This is a genomic window from Bacillus sp. EU52 (assembly GCF_037964975.1).
Lineage (GTDB): Bacteria > Bacillota > Bacilli > Bacillales > Bacillaceae > Bacillus > Bacillus subtilis.
Genome location: NZ_CP150177.1, coordinates 1,539,034 through 1,558,647, shown reverse-complemented (window position 1 = coordinate 1,558,647; position 19,614 = coordinate 1,539,034). Strand labels below are relative to the sequence as shown.

The 19,614-nt window shown below is 43.0% G+C and carries 16 protein-coding genes and 1 riboswitch; all 16 genes read right to left on the bottom strand.

Annotation, left to right across the window (positions count from 1 at the left end):
* Window positions 1-48: 48 nt before the first annotated feature.
* Window positions 49-150: riboswitch (TPP riboswitch) on the bottom strand.
* Between the two features lie 12 nt (window positions 151-162).
* A complete protein-coding gene (locus NSU05_RS08140; protein WP_038428923.1) occupies window positions 163-957 on the bottom strand; it encodes an ABC transporter ATP-binding protein in 795 nt (264 codons plus the stop codon).
* A gap of 147 nt (window positions 958-1,104) precedes the next feature.
* On the bottom strand, window positions 1,105-1,887 hold the full coding sequence (gene sigG, locus NSU05_RS08135) for an RNA polymerase sporulation sigma factor SigG (RefSeq protein ID WP_009967190.1): 783 nt from the start codon (window positions 1,885-1,887) through the stop codon (window positions 1,105-1,107).
* Between the two features lie 139 nt (window positions 1,888-2,026).
* On the bottom strand, window positions 2,027-2,746 hold the full coding sequence (gene sigE / locus NSU05_RS08130; protein ID WP_003221446.1) for an RNA polymerase sporulation sigma factor SigE: 720 nt from the start codon (window positions 2,744-2,746) through the stop codon (window positions 2,027-2,029).
* Window positions 2,747-2,808: 62 nt separating this feature from the next.
* On the bottom strand, window positions 2,809-3,738 hold the full coding sequence (gene spoIIGA / locus NSU05_RS08125) for a sigma-E processing peptidase SpoIIGA (protein WP_038430007.1): 930 nt from the start codon (window positions 3,736-3,738) through the stop codon (window positions 2,809-2,811).
* 193 nt (window positions 3,739-3,931) lie between these two features.
* Window positions 3,932-8,233: a bacillopeptidase F gene (locus NSU05_RS08120; protein WP_038428922.1), complete on the bottom strand. Its 4,302-nt coding sequence runs from the start codon at window positions 8,231-8,233 to the stop codon at window positions 3,932-3,934.
* A gap of 302 nt (window positions 8,234-8,535) precedes the next feature.
* Complete coding sequence (gene ftsZ, locus NSU05_RS08115) at window positions 8,536-9,684, bottom strand: cell division protein FtsZ (protein ID WP_003232167.1); 1,149 nt, start codon at window positions 9,682-9,684, stop codon at window positions 8,536-8,538.
* Between the two features lie 35 nt (window positions 9,685-9,719).
* Window positions 9,720-11,042 (bottom strand): cell division protein FtsA, encoded by a 1,323-nt coding sequence (gene ftsA, locus NSU05_RS08110; RefSeq protein WP_038428921.1) that lies wholly within the window; start codon window positions 11,040-11,042, stop codon window positions 9,720-9,722.
* Window positions 11,043-11,215: 173 nt separating this feature from the next.
* Window positions 11,216-11,581: a small basic family protein gene (locus tag NSU05_RS08105; protein WP_003238683.1), complete on the bottom strand. Its 366-nt coding sequence runs from the start codon at window positions 11,579-11,581 to the stop codon at window positions 11,216-11,218.
* 17 nt (window positions 11,582-11,598) lie between these two features.
* On the bottom strand, window positions 11,599-12,306 hold the full coding sequence (locus NSU05_RS08100) for a DUF881 domain-containing protein (RefSeq protein WP_015252136.1): 708 nt from the start codon (window positions 12,304-12,306) through the stop codon (window positions 11,599-11,601).
* Window positions 12,307-12,328: 22 nt separating this feature from the next.
* On the bottom strand, window positions 12,329-13,024 hold the full coding sequence (locus tag NSU05_RS08095; RefSeq protein ID WP_038428920.1) for a DUF881 domain-containing protein: 696 nt from the start codon (window positions 13,022-13,024) through the stop codon (window positions 12,329-12,331).
* Window positions 13,021-13,812, bottom strand: a complete 792-nt coding sequence (gene divIB / locus NSU05_RS08090) for a cell division protein DivIB (protein WP_003232178.1) — start codon at window positions 13,810-13,812, stop codon at window positions 13,021-13,023. Before divIB ends, NSU05_RS08095 begins: the two co-directional genes overlap by 4 nt.
* A gap of 129 nt (window positions 13,813-13,941) precedes the next feature.
* Window positions 13,942-14,853: a UDP-N-acetylmuramate dehydrogenase gene (murB, locus tag NSU05_RS08085; protein WP_003232182.1), complete on the bottom strand. Its 912-nt coding sequence runs from the start codon at window positions 14,851-14,853 to the stop codon at window positions 13,942-13,944.
* Window positions 14,854-14,884: 31 nt separating this feature from the next.
* Window positions 14,885-15,976: an undecaprenyldiphospho-muramoylpentapeptide beta-N-acetylglucosaminyltransferase gene (murG, locus tag NSU05_RS08080; protein ID WP_038428919.1), complete on the bottom strand. Its 1,092-nt coding sequence runs from the start codon at window positions 15,974-15,976 to the stop codon at window positions 14,885-14,887.
* A gap of 120 nt (window positions 15,977-16,096) precedes the next feature.
* Window positions 16,097-17,197, bottom strand: coding sequence for a stage V sporulation protein E (gene spoVE / locus NSU05_RS08075; RefSeq protein WP_003244810.1), 1,101 nt, complete (start codon window positions 17,195-17,197; stop codon window positions 16,097-16,099).
* 60 nt (window positions 17,198-17,257) lie between these two features.
* On the bottom strand, window positions 17,258-18,613 hold the full coding sequence (gene murD / locus NSU05_RS08070) for a UDP-N-acetylmuramoyl-L-alanine--D-glutamate ligase (RefSeq protein WP_015715846.1): 1,356 nt from the start codon (window positions 18,611-18,613) through the stop codon (window positions 17,258-17,260).
* Window positions 18,614-19,588, bottom strand: coding sequence for a phospho-N-acetylmuramoyl-pentapeptide-transferase (gene mraY, locus NSU05_RS08065; protein WP_038428918.1), 975 nt, complete (start codon window positions 19,586-19,588; stop codon window positions 18,614-18,616).
* Window positions 19,589-19,614: the final 26 nt, after the last annotated feature.

Sequence of the window (19,614 nt, the reverse complement as noted above, 5' to 3'; positions counted from 1 at the left end):
TTCAAATGTGATGAAACGGCTTAATAAAAACAAACGGAGTCCGATGTACTCCGCTTTTCACCGCTTCCCTCCGCTGGCATGATCCAGATCAGGTCAAAAGGGTTGAGACAAAGTCTCTCTCAGCTTCGCAAAGCACCCCTAGGATGAATCTATATATATTTGTCAGGCATTCGTTATCGGCTCAGCTCTTGTTAAATACGGCCGATCCTGATTCCATAATACATGGATTGGCGTATCAAAAAAAGCGGAAAGTATTTGATCAGTAAGCATTTCCTTTATTTCTCCGGATCCAAAAACCTCTCCCTGTTTTAATAAAAGGGCTTTATCAAAGACAGGCAAAATTTCTTCAGCATGATGAGTCACATAAAGGATAGATGGTGCATTTTCTTTGTTTGCAATGTATGTAATCGTATCTAACAGCTTTTCCCGGGCAATAAAATCCAGTCCTGTGACTGGTTCATCCAGTATCAGCAGCTCCGGATCGGCCATTAGTGCTCTAGCAATCAATGCTCTTTGTTTTTCCCCTTGAGAAAGGGTTTCATAGCGGCGATCGGCATATTCAATTGCTCCCAAGTCCTCTAACAAACCTATCGCTTTTTCCCTGGTTTCCTTACTTGGCGTTTCATATAACCCAATCGAAGCGTAAGCTCCGCTCAAAGCAATTTCAAAAGCTGAATCTGCCGGATACAATTTTTGCTGAAGAGCTGCTGAGACGAGGCCAATTTTACGTCTGAGCTTTTCCCCAAGCTCTGTTTTGCCAAATTCATGGCCGAGCACCTGCATCTCGCCTGATGTTGGAAAATAATATGAGCAAAGCATATTTAACAGCGCTGTCTTCCCGGCGCCATTTAGGCCGTAAAGCACCCAATTTTCCTTTTCTTCCACCTTCCAATGAATATCTTTCAGTATCCATTTCCCATTCCGTTTTAGTGAGACATTGTCAAGCTGCAAAATCATCGTGGTCCTCCTCTTTATTGCCTTTTATAATTGTTTTAATTTTCATAAAACTTTGTACGAACTAGGATACCTTACTTTTTCCAAAACGTAAACCATCCATAATCAATAGAAAAGCCTTTAAAACAACATCGTTTTAAAGGCTTTTCATTATTGATGAATATTTTTATTCATTTGTTTGATAGCCGCTTTTTCAAGTCTGGACACCTGCGCTTGAGAAATTCCGATTTCCTCGGCGACTTCCATTTGGGTTTTCCCTTGGAAGAATCGCTTTCTCAAAATCATTTTTTCCCTATCGTTCAGCCTTCTCATGCCCTCTTTTAAAGCCAGCTCTTCAATCCATTGTGAATCTGTATTACGCTCATCACTGATTTGGTCCATCACATAGATCGGGTCTCCGCCGTCGTTATAGATCGGTTCAAATAGAGAAACCGGATCCTGGATGGCATCAAGCGCAAATACAATTTCCTCATGCGGTACTTCAAGAACTTTTGCGATGTCTTCTGCAGTCGGCTCCTTGCTTGTCTCACTGATTAACCGCTCTCTTACCTGAAGCGCCTTGTAAGCGATGTCCCGGAGTGATCTTGAGACACGGATCGGGTTATTATCGCGTAAATACCTGCGGATCTCTCCGATAATCATAGGTACAGCGTATGTTGAAAACTTAACATTATGGCTTAGGTCAAAATTATCAATGGATTTCATTAGTCCGATGCAGCCGACTTGAAATAAGTCATCAACATACTCCCCTCTGTTATTAAATCGTTGAATGACACTTAAGACAAGACGCAAGTTCCCGTTTACAAGCTTTTCTCTTGCTGAATCATCGCCTTCATCCTGCAGCTGCCTAAACAGCTTTCTCATCTCTTCATTCTTGAGTACTGGTAATTTGGAGGTATCCACCCCGCAGATTTCAACTTTATTTCTCGACACTTTTTTCCCTCCCTACAGGAGCTGCTGTACAACGTTAAGTATCTCCTTGGGTGGGAAAAATATGCACTGCACTCAGACCGAAAAACTGTCGAAACCAGGAAATCCCTGTAAAATCAAGGGGTTCTAACCATAAAATTTTTTACACCATTTTGTTGAACTCTTTTCTCAATCTTTTTATAATTCTTTTCTCAAGCCGCGAAATATAAGACTGAGAAATCCCCATCATATCCGCTACATCCTTTTGGGTTTTTTCTTCTTCACCGACAAGCCCAAACCGCAGCTCCATGATTTGCTTTTCTCTCTCATTAAGCTGTTCAAGCGCTTTTTTCAAAAGCTTTTTATCGACGTTAGCTTCTATGTCTTTAGTGATGATGTCATCGTCAGTGCCGAGCACATCAGAAAGCAAAAGCTCATTGCCGTCCCAATCAATATTAAGCGGTTCATCAAAGGAAACCTCTGAACGGATTTTGTTATTTCTTCTTAAATACATCAGGATTTCATTTTCTATACACCGGGAGGCATAGGTAGCAAGCTTGATTTTCTTTTCTGGATTGAATGTATTCACAGCTTTGATTAGACCGATGGTACCGATGCTGATTAAATCCTCTATATTAATTCCCGTATTTTCAAATTTACGGGCGATATATACGACCAGACGCAAATTGCGTTCAATTAGAATGGCGCGCGCCGCCTGATCACCGTTTGGGAGCTTCATTAACAAAACCTGCTCCTCATCTTTAGATAATGGAGGCGGCAGGGCTTCACTCCCGCCTATGTAATAGACTTCATCACTTTTCAGCCCAAGTTTCATCAGCAGCTTATACCAGAGGTGCGTCAACCGTAATTTCAGTTTTTTCATCTTCCTCTCCCTTCTAAATGTCACGCCGTTTGAGTATGATAAGTAACGGACATTTGCGAACATTATGAAACGTGTTTGACAGCCTTGCCCGAAAGCATTTTCGGATGAATAATCGCGTCAAACTCTCCATCTGCCGACAGCTTTGTTGTGCTGATACCGATTAAACATTTATCTACAGAAATCATTTCTTCTTTTGTCATAATCGTTACGTGATCCGGTTTAACGCATAATAAAAATTGATTTTGCTGACCAACTCCCCTGTATGGAATCAACCTCATTTTATCTAAAAAGCGAAAGGAATCATCGAGCTGTTCGATGGCTTCCAATGGGTCTGTGTTTCGAATGATCATCGTTTCGGCTGTTCCGAAAATCGGCTCCAGTTTATCAATGTAAATGATCATTACCGGTGTTTTTGTAAGAGGATCGTACAGCTGATTACCGGAATCAATCAGGCCTCTGACATGAAGTGTTTGGCTGCCCAAATCTGCCTGCACGCTGACTCGTTCCTCATATTGAATGTTTTTTGTTTCAATATCTTCAATTCTTCTTTTAGAAAAAAACCATAATGCTGGAAAGCCACCAACAATAAACAACCAGCTGATCGGGTCTCCAAACCCTGTTTGATTGGTCATCATGACACCGTTTTGAACAATAGAATTTGACTGCAGCAAAGAATGGGCTCCGATAATTCCTCCCCCCATTAAAAAAGTGGCAAAATAAAAGGAAAACAAATTTTGAAAGAAAAACCGAAATCTTTTAAAGCCAAATGTCACCACCACAATCACAACTGAAAAAGCTAGCTTCCCAGCCGGATGTTCAACAATCGGCGAAAAAGGAGTAAACATCAAAAGGACAATACTGGAACCGATGAACGCTCCGCCTACCAGTCTTCTTTTTTTTACATGCCGTTTTAAAATAAATGCCGTGAGCAAAAGCAAAAGTGCATCAAAACAAAAGTTTAACAGCCAAATGACATCTAAATAGATTTTCACATCTGACTCCTTTCTTTCTTGCCTCACGCTGTTCCCCTTCTTGCTTCATAAGTATAAAGCAAGCTCTGTGGGAAAGTCTGTCAATTAATGTTGAGAGGAAAATACAATTTTTCAGGGAAATCTGCTTAATTTGTCGAGGAAGTATAATGAGAGGATATAAAAAAAGCTGCCAATGACGGCAGCTTTTTTCCACTTAATTTTCTGTGTTGATATTAAGTTTTCCATTCGCAGTTTTTCTTGTTTCATTTCCATAATCATCTCGGACGATCACTTCTACTTTTGCTCCTTTTGCTTTAATAGAAGAAGCGGCTGTCCAATAGCCTTCATATCTTCCCGGAGAAATTTCTCTTAACGGGAGTTCGGTGGCATTTTGCACACTCGCTCTTGCATTGGTCAGCGGCATACGAATGATAAACGTTGCATCTAAATCCTCAGCGCTTGAGAAAGCGATTTTCACAGATTCACCGGCTTTTAAGTTTTTATCCTCTCCCGGAATTAAGCCGGAAATGACAGGCTTATCAAAATTGACATCAATGACAGCCTTTTTCGTCGTTTTGTTGCCTGCTAAGTCTGTAGCAATCACTTTGATTTCATTGCTTCCATTCTCCAAAAGAATCCGGGCTGAGTATGAACCATCGGTTATTGTTGCTTTTTTGCCATTCACCTTGACGTCTTTCAGATTGTCATCGGATACAACCCCTTTGACAGTCAGCGTTTCTTTATTTGTTTTCCCGCCATCCTTTGGAGTGTCCAGCGTTAACTCAGGCTTTTCTTGATCAAGCGTGACCGTGATTGGGCTGGAGGCATCTGTTGTTCCGTTGTCAGTTGATGCAGTTGCCGTCAGCTCATTTTCACCTTTGTTGAGTGTGATGCCTGTCTGGAACGTGCCGTTCGCGGCAGCTTTCGTTTCTCCTGCTTCTTTCTCTCCATTATAAATGTGTACCGTTGTACCAGGAGAAGCGTTTCCTTTTACAGTGACGCTATCCTTATTTGTGTATGATTTGTCTGTCGGTGAAGTAATCTCAGGTACAGCAGCTTCATAATCAATTAATGCGCGAATCATATAGTTGCCGTCTGCTTCGTCACCCGGCTCCCATTGTCCATCTATATACTGCCAGTTGCGGCCGGAATTCTGGCCGGTTTCATCCATTGCCAATCCAGGTGAATACGGATCAGGTTTCGACTGGATATACACGAGATAAAAGTCTCTATCGACCATAATCCCTTTTGAACTGAGATCTACTTTAGTCCACTCGCCATTGCGAAGAGCTTCAGCGTTAAATGGCCCGGCAATTTTCTTGCCCGGTGCTCCGTCTTTTCCTGTAGCATCGTATACCTCAACCTTAAACTCTGTGCCGCCCGGATCAGGGAACTCTGTATCCCAGAATCTGAACAGCCCTCCTGTAAGCATGCCTTTGTCCTTGCCGTCAGCGAGCGTCATTTTTACCGCCCAACCGTTACCGGCAGCAAAATAGGAATTGGCATTCTCCGCTGTTCCGTCATCATATGCAATTTCACCCGGATAACCGACGAAAGGCTTCAATGCAGTTTCTTTTGTAACATCACCTTTTAACTCAACGGAAAATTCATCACTGTAATAACCCGGTGCAGCGACTTTAATCGTATAAGCGCCTTCATAGGCCTCCAGCGTATATTCACCTTTGTCGTTTGTCATAGCCGGTTCCACCGCAGCATCCTCTACAACATAAACGGAAGCGCCTTTTACCGGCTCTCCTGACGTTTTATTGATGACCGTGCCTTTTAATGTGCCCTTCTTCATCTCTTCTAACGTAAAATTAGCTTGTGTCGTCTGATCCGTCTTTAAAGACACTTTTTGTGTTTTCGACTGATAACCATATGCTTCTGCCATAAGCGTATAGTCTCCCGCTTTGTGCTTCAGCGTGTACTGCCCTGTGGATTGATCTGAATATGTTGATTTTCCTGTTTCCACTACACTGACTTGTGCCCTAAGCGGCAAAACTTGAGGCTGTATAGCCTTGTTCTGATGTTTTACCGCTGTGTTTGCAGATGGCTTAGCCTTTTTCGGATTTACTGGCTTTTTCTTTTGCTTTCCAGACGGCTTTTCGACGCCCAGCTTATTCTTTTTGACTGTTTTTCCGGCTGATTTGTCAGAAAGCACTACATCATCAATGTACCAGCCCTCTTTTGCAATGCTTTCATCTGATTGAAGGTTAAACATCACTTGAATGTTTTGACCTTTATAAGCCGATAAATCAATTTCTTCGTCCGTCCAGCTTGATGTCTTTCCGTTATAGACACCAGCCTGCTCCCAATTCTTTTCACCTTCCGGAAGAACAAAAACGTAGCCGTAATCAAAATCATCCTCTAAATTGTGCCAGCTTTTAAATTGAAGGAACAAACTTCCTGAATCAGGTACTTTAACAGGAGGCATAACAAGGTTCATGTTTGCTGAGTTGGCATAATTTCCTGTCAAATTCGTTCCATATACTTTTTCTCCGGATGCTGCTGTATTTGGGCCAGTTGACGGAACTCCCCATTCCCAGTTATTATTTGTTCCGCTCGCAACCCAGCCGCCGGGTGCAGTTTCAAAGTCCTGCTTATATCCCGCCGTGATGCTTGGTTTCACTGTTACATCGTATATGTCAGACGAAACGACATGACCGCCAAAATCGTGAATCATCCACTTATAGCTTAGTTTAGTTCCTTTTATATCTGGGATCTCTGCCTGATACGTTCCTTTTAGATGATCACCGCTGATTCGTTTAGCCGTTATTTCTGTCCATTCACCTTGATCAAGCTTGTAGGACAGCTTTACAGATGTCACACTCACATTGTCTTCAGCTGTCAAAGTCAATGGCAGGCTGCCACCTTCATAGGCTTCAGTTACTTTCTCATGCTGATAGACAGGAGGCTCTTGGTCATCCCCCTCTACAGAAACTTGTCCTTCCGCTTTCCCTAAACCATCTGTAACAGCGGATACAGCATCAAAAGCATTCACCAGACCATGGCCATATCCGTTATTCGGTGAATCAGGAAATGTTGAATCCGTGAGCGGTTCAGCCGTGCTGGTTAATATATCCTCCATCTCATCAACAGAAAGTGAGGCATTCGCCTGTTTCAGCAGTGCAGCAACAGCGGATACATGCGGCCCTGCCATTGATGTGCCGTCCCAACCATCCTCATATGTCTGACCGGGAACGGATGAACGAATATTAACGCCCGGTGCAGATATTTCCGGCTTTATCTCATCATATGGAGATGGCCCTTGAAGAGAAAAGTCAGCGAGCTTTTTATTGATATCAGTCGCTCCAGTTGCAAACGATTCTGGATAGTTTGCCGGATTTGCGATAGAACCAGGCCCGCCGGGAATAAAGAGATCCGTATTCCCCGCTGAAAACTCAGGGAAAATATCGGCCGCACGCCAGGCGTTGACCATGTCTCTGTACCATTCATCAAGTCCAGAGCCCCCTCCCCATGAGTTATTGACAACATCAGGAGCCATTTCCGGGTGGGGATTTCCTTCCGCGTCCTTTGGTGCTAAAACCCATTCACCAGCTTCCAAAATGTCAGCATCAGTGCCGCCATCTTCAGAGAACGCTTTAACAGCAATCCATTTTGCGCCAGGCGCTACACCGATTTGATTTGTTCCATCAGGTTCAGAGCCCACCATCGTGCCTGTCACATGGGTTCCATGAGCCAAATCATCATAAGGGCTTGCCTCGCCTGCTACGGCATCATACCAGTTCATTTCATTTTCAGGCTCATTAGGATTTTCCGGATTATATCCGCGATATTTCTCTTTTAATGCCGGATGATTCCATTCCACCCCGGTATCAATGGACGCAACAACCGTGCCAGTTCCATCATATCCAAGTGCCCAAGCTTTTGGAGCATCGATTTGGTCTACATTCCATTCCACACCGTCAGTTGCTTTAATAGCTTTCTGTGCTTTTTTCATATTAAATGGGGAGGATGACTTAAAAAGCTGCCGTTTCTCATTAGGAAGCACCTTTTCCACTTCGGGAAACTGCGCCACTTTTTCCATAACCTCTTTTGAGGCATGAACAGCAATCCCGTTCACCACATAATAAGAATGAATTTGGTCTGCATTTCCTTTATCTTTCTGGGCGTTCAAATATTTTAGGACATCTTGCTGGGATTCATCGGCTGTGACTTTTAAAGATGACACAACAGCAGAACGCTTTTGATATTCCGTCTTAGCGGCAGACAGCTTCTTCGATTTCGCTTTTTTAACAGCCGCTTTTGCCGCTTTTTCTGTGTTAGCCTGATCTTTAAATTTAATCAGAAAAGTCGTTTTTTCTTTCTTTTTAAAGCTTTTCTTTAATGAACTCGAAATCTTGTTTTGAATGGATTCCGCAGATTGAAGCTCCTTTTTAACAGAAGGTGAGGTGACTTTACTGCTTGCCCCGGCTGCTCCCGGAAACAGCAGTGAACTGATGACAACTGTACTTAAAACAGAGCTGATGAGTCTGTTTTTCGTTTTTTTCTTCATTTTCATCCCCCTTTTTCAACATGCTTTTTAAAAAAAGTGTCGTCCCTCCTTTTAATAATGAATGGTTTGTCAGAACATCGCTGTATATTAACTGTAGACAATCTGAATTACAGATATTGTCGTTTCATGTCATTCATTTTCCATATATATGAAAATGATAGAAATGTCACAAAAATAAATAGGTCTAATTATCTGTTTTGTTACTAAGCGAAGGAAGCAATAGGGAAAAAGACTTTATAAGAAGGAAAGTGTGAAGAGAAAAACAAAAAAGGACAAAATCGAAAACGATTTTGTCCTTTACATTAGCCGCGTTTATTACGGTTTCTTAAGAATGTCGGGATGTCAAGCGTATCATCAGCCGGCTGTGAAGTATGACGGCTTACTGTATTCTGCTGCTGAGGCTCCTCACGTTTTGGCTCACGCTTCGGAACACTTTGGTTGTGTGTTTTGATGCTTTGATTTAAGCTTGGACGCTGAGGCTTCGTCACGTCCTTCTCTTGTTCGATAAAGCCGGTTGCAATCACTGTCACCACAATCTCATCTTTTAGATTTTCATTAATAACAGAACCGAAAATCATGTTTACGTCTTGATCAGACGCCGAAGCAACAATGTCTGCTGCTTCCTGAACCTCATATAGGCTGAGGTTAGTTCCCCCAGTGATGTTCATGAGGACACCTTGCGCACCGTCAATGGCCGCTTCAAGAAGCGGGCTGGAAATTGCTTTTTTTGCTGCCTCTGCCGCGCGATTTTCCCCAGTAGCAATACCGATACCCATCAAAGCAGATCCTTTGTTTGACATGATTGTTTTCACATCAGCAAAGTCAAGGTTGATAAGACCAGGTGTAGCAATCAAGTCAGAAATACCTTGAACCCCTTGGCGAAGTACGTTATCCGCTTCACGGAATGCTTCAAGCATCGGTGTGTTTTTATCAACAATTTCAAGGATACGGTCGTTCGGGATCACGATCAGTGTGTCCACCGCTTCTTTCATTGCCGAGATTCCGCCTGCAGCCTGAAGCTGTCTTTTGCGTCCTTCGAAGGTAAACGGTCTTGTCACAACGCCGACAGTTAATGCGCCTAAGTCTTTCGCGATTTGTGCGATAACCGGTGCGGCACCTGTTCCTGTTCCGCCGCCCATACCAGCTGTCACGAATACCATGTCAGCACCTTTAAGTGCTTCTTCAATCTGCTCTTTGCTTTCTTCAGCGGCTTTTTTCCCAACTTCCGGATTCGCACCTGCTCCCAATCCTCTAGTCAGCTTTGCGCCGATTTGCATTTTCACTTCTGCTTTTGACAGGTTAAGAGCTTGAGCGTCCGTGTTTACCGCGATATACTCTACTCCTTGCACTTCATTTTCAATCATTCGGTTAACGGCGTTGTTACCACCGCCTCCTACTCCGATTACTTTAATTGATGCTAAGCCGTCTATGTTTGTTTCGAACTCCAACATGCTAAATCCTCCTAATCTGCCGAATGACTATCTATCTATTCCCAAAACATGCTTAATAGTTTTTTCATTTTGCTCTGTTTATTATGTTCGGCTTGTGTTTTTTGTTTTCCTTTTGGCCGCTGCTGCACCTCATTTTGGTGATGATGCTGCTCTTGTTCCTCAGATGATGAGACTGCGATTTCCTGTATCGCTTCTTCAGGCATCTTAAAGCCTATTTTTCTGCCTTGGATTCTTGCATTCCGGCAGGCGAATTGGATCAGGCCCACTCCCGTCATATATTGAGGATCTCTTACACCGATATAATTCGGGCTTGCCACTCTGACATTGTTTTGCAGCACATCCTGCGCCAAAGACATGACACCCGGCATAGCTGCTTGTCCTCCTGTCAGCACGAAGCCTCCCGGCAGATCGGTAATACCCATACTGCGAAGCTCTTCTGAAACAATTTCAAGAATTTCTTCTACTCTCGCTTCAATGATATTCGCTGCTTCTTGCTGTGTAAATGTTTGTTTTTGATTGGTGCCTATAACGGTTACCTCAAATATTTCATCTTCCGAGGCTTCGTCATAGCAGGCATGTCCAAATTGCTTTTTCACGCGTTCTGCTTCTTCTGTTGACGTTCTCAATCCGATGGAGATATCTTTGGTGATATTTTCGCCTCCGAGAGGAATGACACGGGTAGAAGTGAGATGTCCGTTCTGGAATACGGCAATGGTTGTTGACCCTCCCCCTATATCAATGAGAGCCACACCAAGGTTTTTCTCGTCCTTTGATAATGCAGCAGAACCGGCTGCCAGCGGCTGAAGGCAAATATCAGTTATTTCAATACCAGCTCTTTCAACGCAGCGGAGTAAGTTATGTAAGATTGTTTTTGAACCGGTGATCAAGGTGCCCTCTACTTCTAAACGCACACCCAGCATTTTTTTCGGGTCGGTGATTTCATCTCTTCCATCTACGATAAACTGTTTAGGAATGACGTCAACAATCAGCTGTTCGTGCGGTACTGAAACAACCTGTGCCGCCTCCATGACACGGCGTACATCTTCAACCTGAATTTCTTTATTTTCACTGGAAACTGCTACAACACCGTTTGTATCTTGAATATTGATATAATTTCCATTAACGCCGACAATAGCTTTTCTAAGCGGAAAACCTACCATTCTTTCAGCTTGGTCAAACGCTTTTCTTATAGAATGAACGGTCTCATCTATATCAACGATTGAGCCTTTTTTCAACCCTTCAGACGGTACATTTCCCACACCGATAATATTAAGGGAATCATCTGTCATTTCTCCGACGATCACTTTTGTATTGGACGTACCGATGTCAAGACTGACGTAAAGTTCATTGTTGTTCATTCTATGGCACCTCCTCACATTTCGATCATTTCTATTCTATTATTTGCGGAACAACAATACAATGAATGTGGCTTTACAAGTGTGTAACAAAAAATAACAACAGAATATTTTTATGTGTTTTTCACATTTTATGTTTATTGAAAATATTCGTTATATCCTATGTATATCCTCTTTTATATCACATTTTTTTTATTTTTTTTAGAAAGAGTCCACTTTGTTAGTAGATTTCTTCTGATAACGGCTATATTCTGAAATAATCTGACTCCAAATGCGAATATACCTGCTAAATACAAGTCTACACCAAGATGGACTCCCAGAAAAGCTAAACTTATTGCCAATATAATATTAAAAAAGAAACCGGAAACAAATACCATTTCATCATATGTACCTTGTAAATGCGCCCTGATTCCGCCGATTAATGTATCAAGTGCGGCAAGCACCGCAAGCGATAAATAGTTTGAGTATTCACTCGGTATCGTTAAGTTTGTCATTAGTCCAATCGCTATTCCGAGCACCAGTCCCAACACGGGCAGCCACATGACAATTCTCCTCCTTTTCAGTCTTTAAGCAGTTTCAGCTGTTGTACGTCCAGTGGTCTGTCATATGCTTTTAATGTTAGTTTGCTTTCAGATTTACCGGCTTTTAATGCTAAATTTTCAGATGCAAAAAGATCCTCAAGGCCTGACCCCTTCACTCTGCTGTGTAACATGTCCGGATCTTTGGCAAGCACTTTTACTGTTAAAGGATAATCGTCAAGGGCGTATCCGTCTATTTTTGTAGTGCCGTTTATATCTCTGATGACTGTATGATTCACAACTCTTCGCTCGTTAATCGAGATATGCTCTGCACCGTATGAGTTGAGTTCATTAATCAGCTTTTTCAGCAAATCCGGAGGCGGATTTTCGACCGGCTCTCCTGTTAAGCTTTCAGAAAAAAGCGGGGAAATCGTAATGACAATTCCGCTACCTGTTATATCGGTCATGCCGGCTGTTTTTTTTAAGGATTGCAAGGTATTATTTAGCGCGGTTTCTTTTGTCATTTCTTTCGTTTGCGAATAGCTATTCAGAAGTTTGTCATATTTGTTTATTTCAGACAGCAGCTTTTCCTGCTTCTTCTGCTCTGATGTCAGCTCTTCCCTAATATCCCACATATCTCTTGTATCCCGGACTTTGGGGTGCTTTAACGAATTAAACTGAACAGATATCATCAGGCCGAAGATGACCATAAGCACACTGATGCTTATGAAGGAACGCTTTATTTTCAATCTATTTCACCCGCTTTTTCAGTCATTCCTTCGTTTTCAGAATCGGTTTCATTTGTACGTTTTTCTCTTTTTCTGCCGACACAGAAATATGATCCATTGACAGCTGATCAATTAGGCCTCCTGCGATATTTAACGAGGGCAGCAGGACATCTGGATCTCCAATAGCGGATACCGTAAACGGAGCGGGATGCTGCACCCCGTCTACCGTTACCACAGGACCATTGCATTTGATATACGAATCATGCGTCAAACGCTGCCCATTAACGGCGACAGCCGCCGCTCCTGAGATATACAGTTCGTTTACTACTTGGAAGATATGGCTTTCGTGAACGATGTAACTATTCACATTCTCCCCTTCCGGTATGTATGACGCATCTTCCAATTTCACCTCAACGCCTTCTCCCTGCACACCGACTTCCCCAATATACATCCTGTATTTTTCTGTATCTTCGAGGACATTATAGTATTCCGACTTCTCTTTCTTCAGCTTATTTTCCGCCTGGCGGACTTTGTTTTGCTTTTGATATAATTCTTTTTCAAGCTTCTTATTTTCTTTCTCTTGTTTCAGAAGTTCATCTCTCAGCGCATATTCTTTTTTCCACTCTTCCGTCTCAGCCGCGCTTTTGTTGTTTTCTTTTGTCATTTGAAAAGAAAATGAAATCAAAAAGCCTGCGATAAGCATAATCAAGGAAAGAAGGACTGCTGATTTGCCCCTCAATTTTCATCTTCCTTTTTAGCAGCTTTATCGTTTTTCCCAAACTCTTCAAAATAGGTGGCAACTTCTAAATGAATGATTCCTTTTTTATTGCTGCTTAGCTGAGAAATGATAGAAGGGTACGTCTTCATTCGGTCTGCAAACGTTTTAATAGATGCAGTGACAACATAACCGTCGTTCATGTACAACTTAATACGGTTTTCATCCATTTTTACAGGCGTATAATAAATTTCTGAAATCGACTGTTTTAACGAATTTGACAACGCATCGAGCTGCTTGGCCATTTGAGACCGCTTCTTCGCGTTTGTCCAATTCACTAAAATCGGTCCGGCATCATCCGGCGTTACTTCGTTTGGCAGAACTGAGCCGTTTTCAAGCACTTCATAGTACACATCGTCTTTTTCTAAATAAGCAATCGCTTTATATTCTTCGATTGCAATGTTGATTTTATTAGGAAGCGATTTGCTGATCTCCGCTTTTTTCACTAATTTATTTTGCTGAATCTTCTTTTCTGTTTTTTGCTTGTCCAAACTCCAAAACTCAGTATCTCCGCTGTTAATATCGGAAAGGTCGATAATTTCCTTTTTTGATACATTTTCATTCCCTGTAACAGAGATTGTTGATACTTTACTGATTGGTGTTTGCAGGTACACAATGATCAGCACCATAATAAAAAAGAGCATAATAAATGAAATGAGACGGCGGTTTGCCTTTTGTTTCCTCTGCTCTTTAATTTTAGGGATCCGCTCTTCAATGTTAACGATTTTTTCTCGGTCTTGACCCGGGTTCATTGCCTGTTCACCTCATTCAAATGAAACAGCTGTTAAAAGTCTGTCTATTCCAAAACAAACGGCATACTATGATGCCGTTTGTCGTTTGCTTACAGTATATCATATGAACAGCTTCAGTCAGAACTTGAATCAGCGATTTCCGCCGATGATTTCAACCTCTGTGTGCATATCAATCTCGTATTTTTCACGGATTGTCTTTTTCACATGGTCAATGAGATCAAGCACATCTTTTGCTGATGCTCCTCCCGCATTGACGATGAAGTTTCCGTGCATCTCCGATATCTTTGCACCGCCGATTTGATATCCTTTCAAGCCTGCTTTTTCTACAAGGTTCCCGGCATGATTCGGAAGCGGATTTCTGAATATACTTCCCGCACAAGGGCTTGAATACGGCTGTGTATTTTTTCTATAGTCTTTATTGCTTTGCATTTGCTGAACGATTGATTCCTTATCCTTCTGCTCAAGCTGCAAAACAGCTTCAAGGCAAACGCCCGGGCGTTTCTTTTGCAGTACAGATGTCCTGTAGCTGAAATCCATCTGCTCATTTGTCAGCCACTCAATCGTTCCGTCTTCAAATAAAATATGCGCTTTGACGAGGATCTCGCTCATATCAGAACCGTGTGCGCCGGCATTCATATAAACCGCTCCGCCGACTGATCCTGGAATGCCGGCAGCAAATTCCAAACCGGACAGGCCTTTTTTGCTCAATGATGTAGCAAGGCGGACCACCGAATAACCGCCTCCGACTGTTACTTGTTCCCCTTCAAGCTCCAAATGGTCAAGACCCGCCCCCAGCTTGATCACTACGCCTCTAATTCCTTCATCTAAAACAAGAAGATTTGATCCGCGGCCGATGACTGTCCACTTCACATCATATTTTTTAATCACGTCCATGATGTCTTTAACAGCATCTACACTGCTTGGAATGACCAATACATCCGCAGGTCCGCCGATTTTCATCGTTGTATGATTCGCGAGCGGTTCATTTGCAAGAACCTTGCCGACTTCGCGTTCTTTTAATTCCTGTATCACTTTCTCCATCGTAAACCTCCGCATTCCATTTGCTTTTCTACTATTTTTTTAATTCCTCGAGTACGCTGTATAAACGGGCAGCCGCGTCAGGAACACCGAGTGACTTTGTTCGTTCGCTCATTTCCTTTAACGTTTGCTCATTCAGTACAATCCGGTCTAGCGCTTTAATCAGCTTCTCCCCGCTGAGCTCTGTTTCTTTCAGTACAATCGCCGCATTATGCTGGCCAAGAGATCTCGCATTGACCTCCTGGTGATTCGCTGTCACATATGGACTTGGGATCAGAACACTTGGGATTCCGAGAGCAGTAATTTCGGCAATCGTTGTCGCACCGGCTCTGGCCACAATGACATCAATGGCCTTTAAATACTCAGGCATTTGATGAAGAAACGGCTTTGTGACCATATTATCAGCGGCACCCTTGCTTTTCAGCTCATTCATTACTTTTTCATAGTGAACTTCACCGGTGATATACAGCACTTGATAGTCTCTTGTTTTCAGCGCATCCTGCATGTCAATGACAGCGCGGTTAATCGGTGCAGCGCCTCGGCTTCCGCCGAAAATTAAGACCGTTTTTTTGTCTTCAGAAAGCCCAAATTCAGCCATTGATCGTCCCGTCTTTATTGAGACGACTTCAGAGGCTCTCGGGTTTCCCGTAAATACAACTTTCTCGCTAGGAAAATGTGATTTCGCTTCTTCAAAACAAATCGCTACTTTATTAACATATTTTGAAAGAAACTTATTCGTGATGCCCGGCAGGCTGTTTTGTTCATGGACAATAGTCGGAATTCCCATTTTCGCAGCGGCATAGACAACCGGCCCGCATACATAACCGCCCGTTCCAATTACGGCATCGGGCTTAAATTCCGCTAAATACGATTTACTCTTTTTGACGCCCTTCAGAAAACGCATCACAGTCTTGACATTTTCAAATGACAATTTTCTTTTAAATCCTGTAATTTCAATTGAACGAAACGGTATATTCTCCCGCTCAACAATTTTTTTCTCCAGCCCGTTTTCTGTTCCGATATATAAAAATTCCACATTAGGATGACGTCTTTGTACTTCTTTAATAAAAGCAAGCGCAGGATAAATATGTCCCCCTGTACCGCCTCCGCTTATTGCAATTCGCATTTCTTTTCCCCCAGTCTAAGTTTCTCTATAACATAACGATAACCCTGTTTTGTTGGACAGGGTTATCGCATCAATTGTTTCCAAGCTTCATGTTAGACAGGAAGCTTGGACATACATTCGTTAATACCTCGAGTAGCGGCTTACATTCAGCAGCACACCAACTGCCATCAGCATTAGAGTCAATGAAGAGCCTCCGTAGCTCAGAAACGGGAGCGTGATGCCTGTTACAGGAATCAGGCCCGTGACTACGCCGATATTGATCATGACTTGAATGGCAATCATTGAAATAATGCCGACTGCGACAAAGCTTCCGTACAGATCAGGGGCACCAAGCGCAATTCTGATTCCTCTCCACAGCAGGACGCTGAAGAGGAGCAAAATAAGTGTTCCCCCGATAAAGCCCAGCTCCTCTGACAAGATGGCGAAAATAAAGTCTGTTTGCGGCTCAGGCAGATAAAAGAATTTCTGTCTGCTTTGTCCGAGCCCCATTCCGAACAACCCGCCGGGCCCCACTGCATAAAGCGATTGAATGATCTGAAATCCGCTTCCGAGCGGGTCTTCCCATGGATTTAAGTATGAGGTAATCCGCTTAATCCGATATGGAGCCGATAGTACGAGCCCGACAAATCCGCTGAGGCCGATCAGTCCGAGAAAGACGAAATGGGCGATCCGCGCGCCGGCTACAAAAATCATGACAATACAAGTTCCGACCATTACTGTCCCCGTTCCGAGGTCAGGCTGGCACATGATAATCAAAAATGCTGAAAACACGATGCCAAGTGCAGGGACGAACCCCCGTCTGAACGATGTGATGTTTTTTTGTTTTTCAGAGAGAAATTTAGCAAGGAATGCAATCATCGCAAGCTTCATAAACTCTGAAGGCTGTATGCTGAATGCTCCGACTCCGATCCAGCTTCTTGAACCGTTCCGCACCATTCCGACGCCCGGTATCAAAACAAGCACCAGAAGGAAAAAGCAGATAACCATCAGCAATTTGGACCATGTCCTCCAAGTCCAATAATCGACATTCATGATAAAAAACATAGCAATGACGCCGATTCCCGCAAACAAAAGCTGCCGTTTCGCGAAAAAGAATGAGTCGTCAAATTTATAATCCGCCCATACCGCACTCGCACTGTACACCATAATTAATCCGATTGTTAATAATAATAACGTAATGATGACCAATAACAAATCAGGCGATGTTTTTTTAGTAGTCAAAGCAATCGACACCCCAAGCTTAAAGTCATTAGGGCTGCCGATTTACTTCAAGACAAGCCCTTACTTAAGCATATGCACGGCATCTATAAACATGTCACCGCGTTCTTCAAATGTTTTGAATTGATCCCAGCTCGCACACGCGGGTGACAGCAGGATGACATCTCCTTCATTTGAGAGCGCAAACGCCGCAGATACTGCTTGTTCAACATTATCGACACGTTTGACATGTTGTATTCCCAGTTCATTGCCGAGTTTCTCGAGTTTTGGCGCCGTCTGGCCAAATGTAAGCACTGCTTTGACATGCTTCATATAAGGTTTCAAGTCATCAAAACCATTTCCGCGATCCAGTCCGCCCGCAAGCAGAATGACCGGCTTATCAAAAGCTGAAAGCGCCTTGCTTGTCGCCAGAATGTTTGTTGCTTTACTGTCGTTATAAAATTTGCGGCCATTCACAGTTGTGACATATTGGAGGCGGTGCTTCACACCAGTAAAGCTTGTCAGCACCTTTTTAACCGCCTCATTGGATGCTCCTGCCGTTTTCACAACTGCAATAGCTGCTAAAATGTTCTCCAGGTTATGAGCACCGGGCAGCACAACCTCTTCCAGAGGAAGAATGGCTTCGCCGTTAAACATAATCATACTGTCTTTTACATATGCGCCCTGTTCAAGCGTTTTGCTGACTGAAAATGGGACGATTTCGGCTTTTCCGGCTTCAGCAAGACGCACGACGGTTTCATCATCCTGGTTGACAATGGCTTTATCTGAAGCAGTCTGATGAAGGTATACTTTCTGTTTCGCTTTTTCATAGTTTTCGCGCGTATGGTGATAATCCAGATGGGCGTCAAATACATTTAAAATCAGGCTGATTTCCGGTCTGAAAGCGTGTGTTCCCATCAGCTGAAACGAAGACAGTTCAGTAACGATCCATTCATCTCCATCAGCATGATAGGCAACCTCACTTGCGACTGTGCCGATGTTTCCGGCAATCAGTGCTTTTTGCGAGCCAGCTTTGAGCATTTCGTAAATTAGCGTTGTCGTGGTCGTTTTACCGTTCGATCCGGTAATCCCGATAAACTTGGCGCTGGTCAGGTAGTAAGCGAGCTCAATTTCCGTCCAAACCGGAATGCCTCTTTTCTCCGCTTCCTGAACCATAATATTTTCATAAGGAATTCCCGGGTTTTTGATCAGAATCGTGATTTGATGCTGATCGAACAGAGAAACTGGATGCTCTCCGCAAACAACTTCGATTCCTTTTTCAGAAAGCTTTTGTGCCGGTTCATTTTCTTCAAAAGGCTTTTGGTCATTGACTGCAACATAAATGCCTTTTTCATGAAGAATGGAGGCCGCCGCATATCCGCTTTTCGCAAGCCCAAGGATTAAAAAATGCTGTTTCTGTAAAAATTGATCATTTCCCACTTATAACCACACCTCGATGTAAATTCCTAAAACGGCAAGCAAAAGTCCCGCAGCCCAAAACGTCACGACTACTCTCCATTCAGACCAGCCGACAAGCTCATAATGGTGATGAAGCGGACTCATTTTAAAGATTCGTTTACCTGTCGTTTTAAAGCTGATGACCTGCAAAATAACGGATAATGTCTCGATAACGAATACACCGCCGATGATAACCAGCAGGATCTCTAATTTCGTTAAAATGGCAATGGTAACGATTGCTCCTCCCAATGCAAGCGATCCCGTATCTCCCATAAAAACTTTGGCCGGATGAGCATTAAATACAAGGAAGCCCAGAACTGCACCGACAACGGCAACTGAGAAAATCGCTACGTCATATTGAGACTGATTCCATGCCAGAATGGCAAAGGCGCCAAAGGCAATCGCCGCAGTACCGGATAATAACCCGTCAAGGCCGTCAGTCAGGTTAACTGCGTTTGATCCGCCGACAAGCATAAAGAGCACAAGGATAAAGTAAGCCCAGCCAAGATCAAATGATAAGTCAGTTCCAGGAATGCGAATATCCGTCGCAAAATTGTAGTAATGATACACGGCATAAAATACAACTGCAATAATAATTTGTCCGATCAGTTTTTGCTTTGACGTCAATCCAAGATTGCGCTTCATTACAACCTTGATGTAATCATCTAAAAAGCCAAGCAAACCGTAGCCTAGCGTAACAAACAGAAGCAGCACCATTTCGGGGCTTATTTCTGAAAACTTCTGTGTCATAACAATTGTTGTCACTACGATAGAAAGTATGATCATGACCCCGCCCATTGTCGGTGTCCCTGATTTTTTCTGATGTGATTTCGGTCCTTCTTCTCTAATACTCTGGCCGAATTTTAATCTTCTTAAAAACGGAATAAGAATCGGAGAGAGCAGAACACTAATTAAAAACCCCATTAAAATTGTAAACAGAATGACTTGCTCAAGCATTGTCCTTTTCTCCTCCTGTTTCTTTC

Bases quoted from the DNA above. Each gene is read 5' to 3' on its own strand.
- NSU05_RS08140 (WP_038428923.1), bottom strand. From the start codon at position 957: ATGATTTTGCAGCTTGACAATGTCTCACTAAAACGGAATGGGAAATGG.
- sigE (WP_003221446.1), bottom strand. From the start codon at position 2,746: ATGAAAAAACTGAAATTACGGTTGACGCACCTCTGGTATAAGCTGCTG.
- NSU05_RS08120 (WP_038428922.1), bottom strand. From the start codon at position 8,233: ATGAAGAAAAAAACGAAAAACAGACTCATCAGCTCTGTTTTAAGTACA.
- ftsZ (WP_003232167.1), bottom strand. From the start codon at position 9,684: ATGTTGGAGTTCGAAACAAACATAGACGGCTTAGCATCAATTAAAGTA.
- ftsA (WP_038428921.1), bottom strand. From the start codon at position 11,042: ATGAACAACAATGAACTTTACGTCAGTCTTGACATCGGTACGTCCAAT.
- NSU05_RS08105 (WP_003238683.1), bottom strand. From the start codon at position 11,581: ATGTGGCTGCCCGTGTTGGGACTGGTGCTCGGAATAGCGATTGGACTA.
- divIB (WP_003232178.1), bottom strand. From the start codon at position 13,812: ATGAACCCGGGTCAAGACCGAGAAAAAATCGTTAACATTGAAGAGCGG.
- murB (WP_003232182.1), bottom strand. From the start codon at position 14,853: ATGGAGAAAGTGATACAGGAATTAAAAGAACGCGAAGTCGGCAAGGTT.
- murG (WP_038428919.1), bottom strand. From the start codon at position 15,976: ATGCGAATTGCAATAAGCGGAGGCGGTACAGGGGGACATATTTATCCT.
- mraY (WP_038428918.1), bottom strand. From the start codon at position 19,588: ATGCTTGAGCAAGTCATTCTGTTTACAATTTTAATGGGGTTTTTAATT.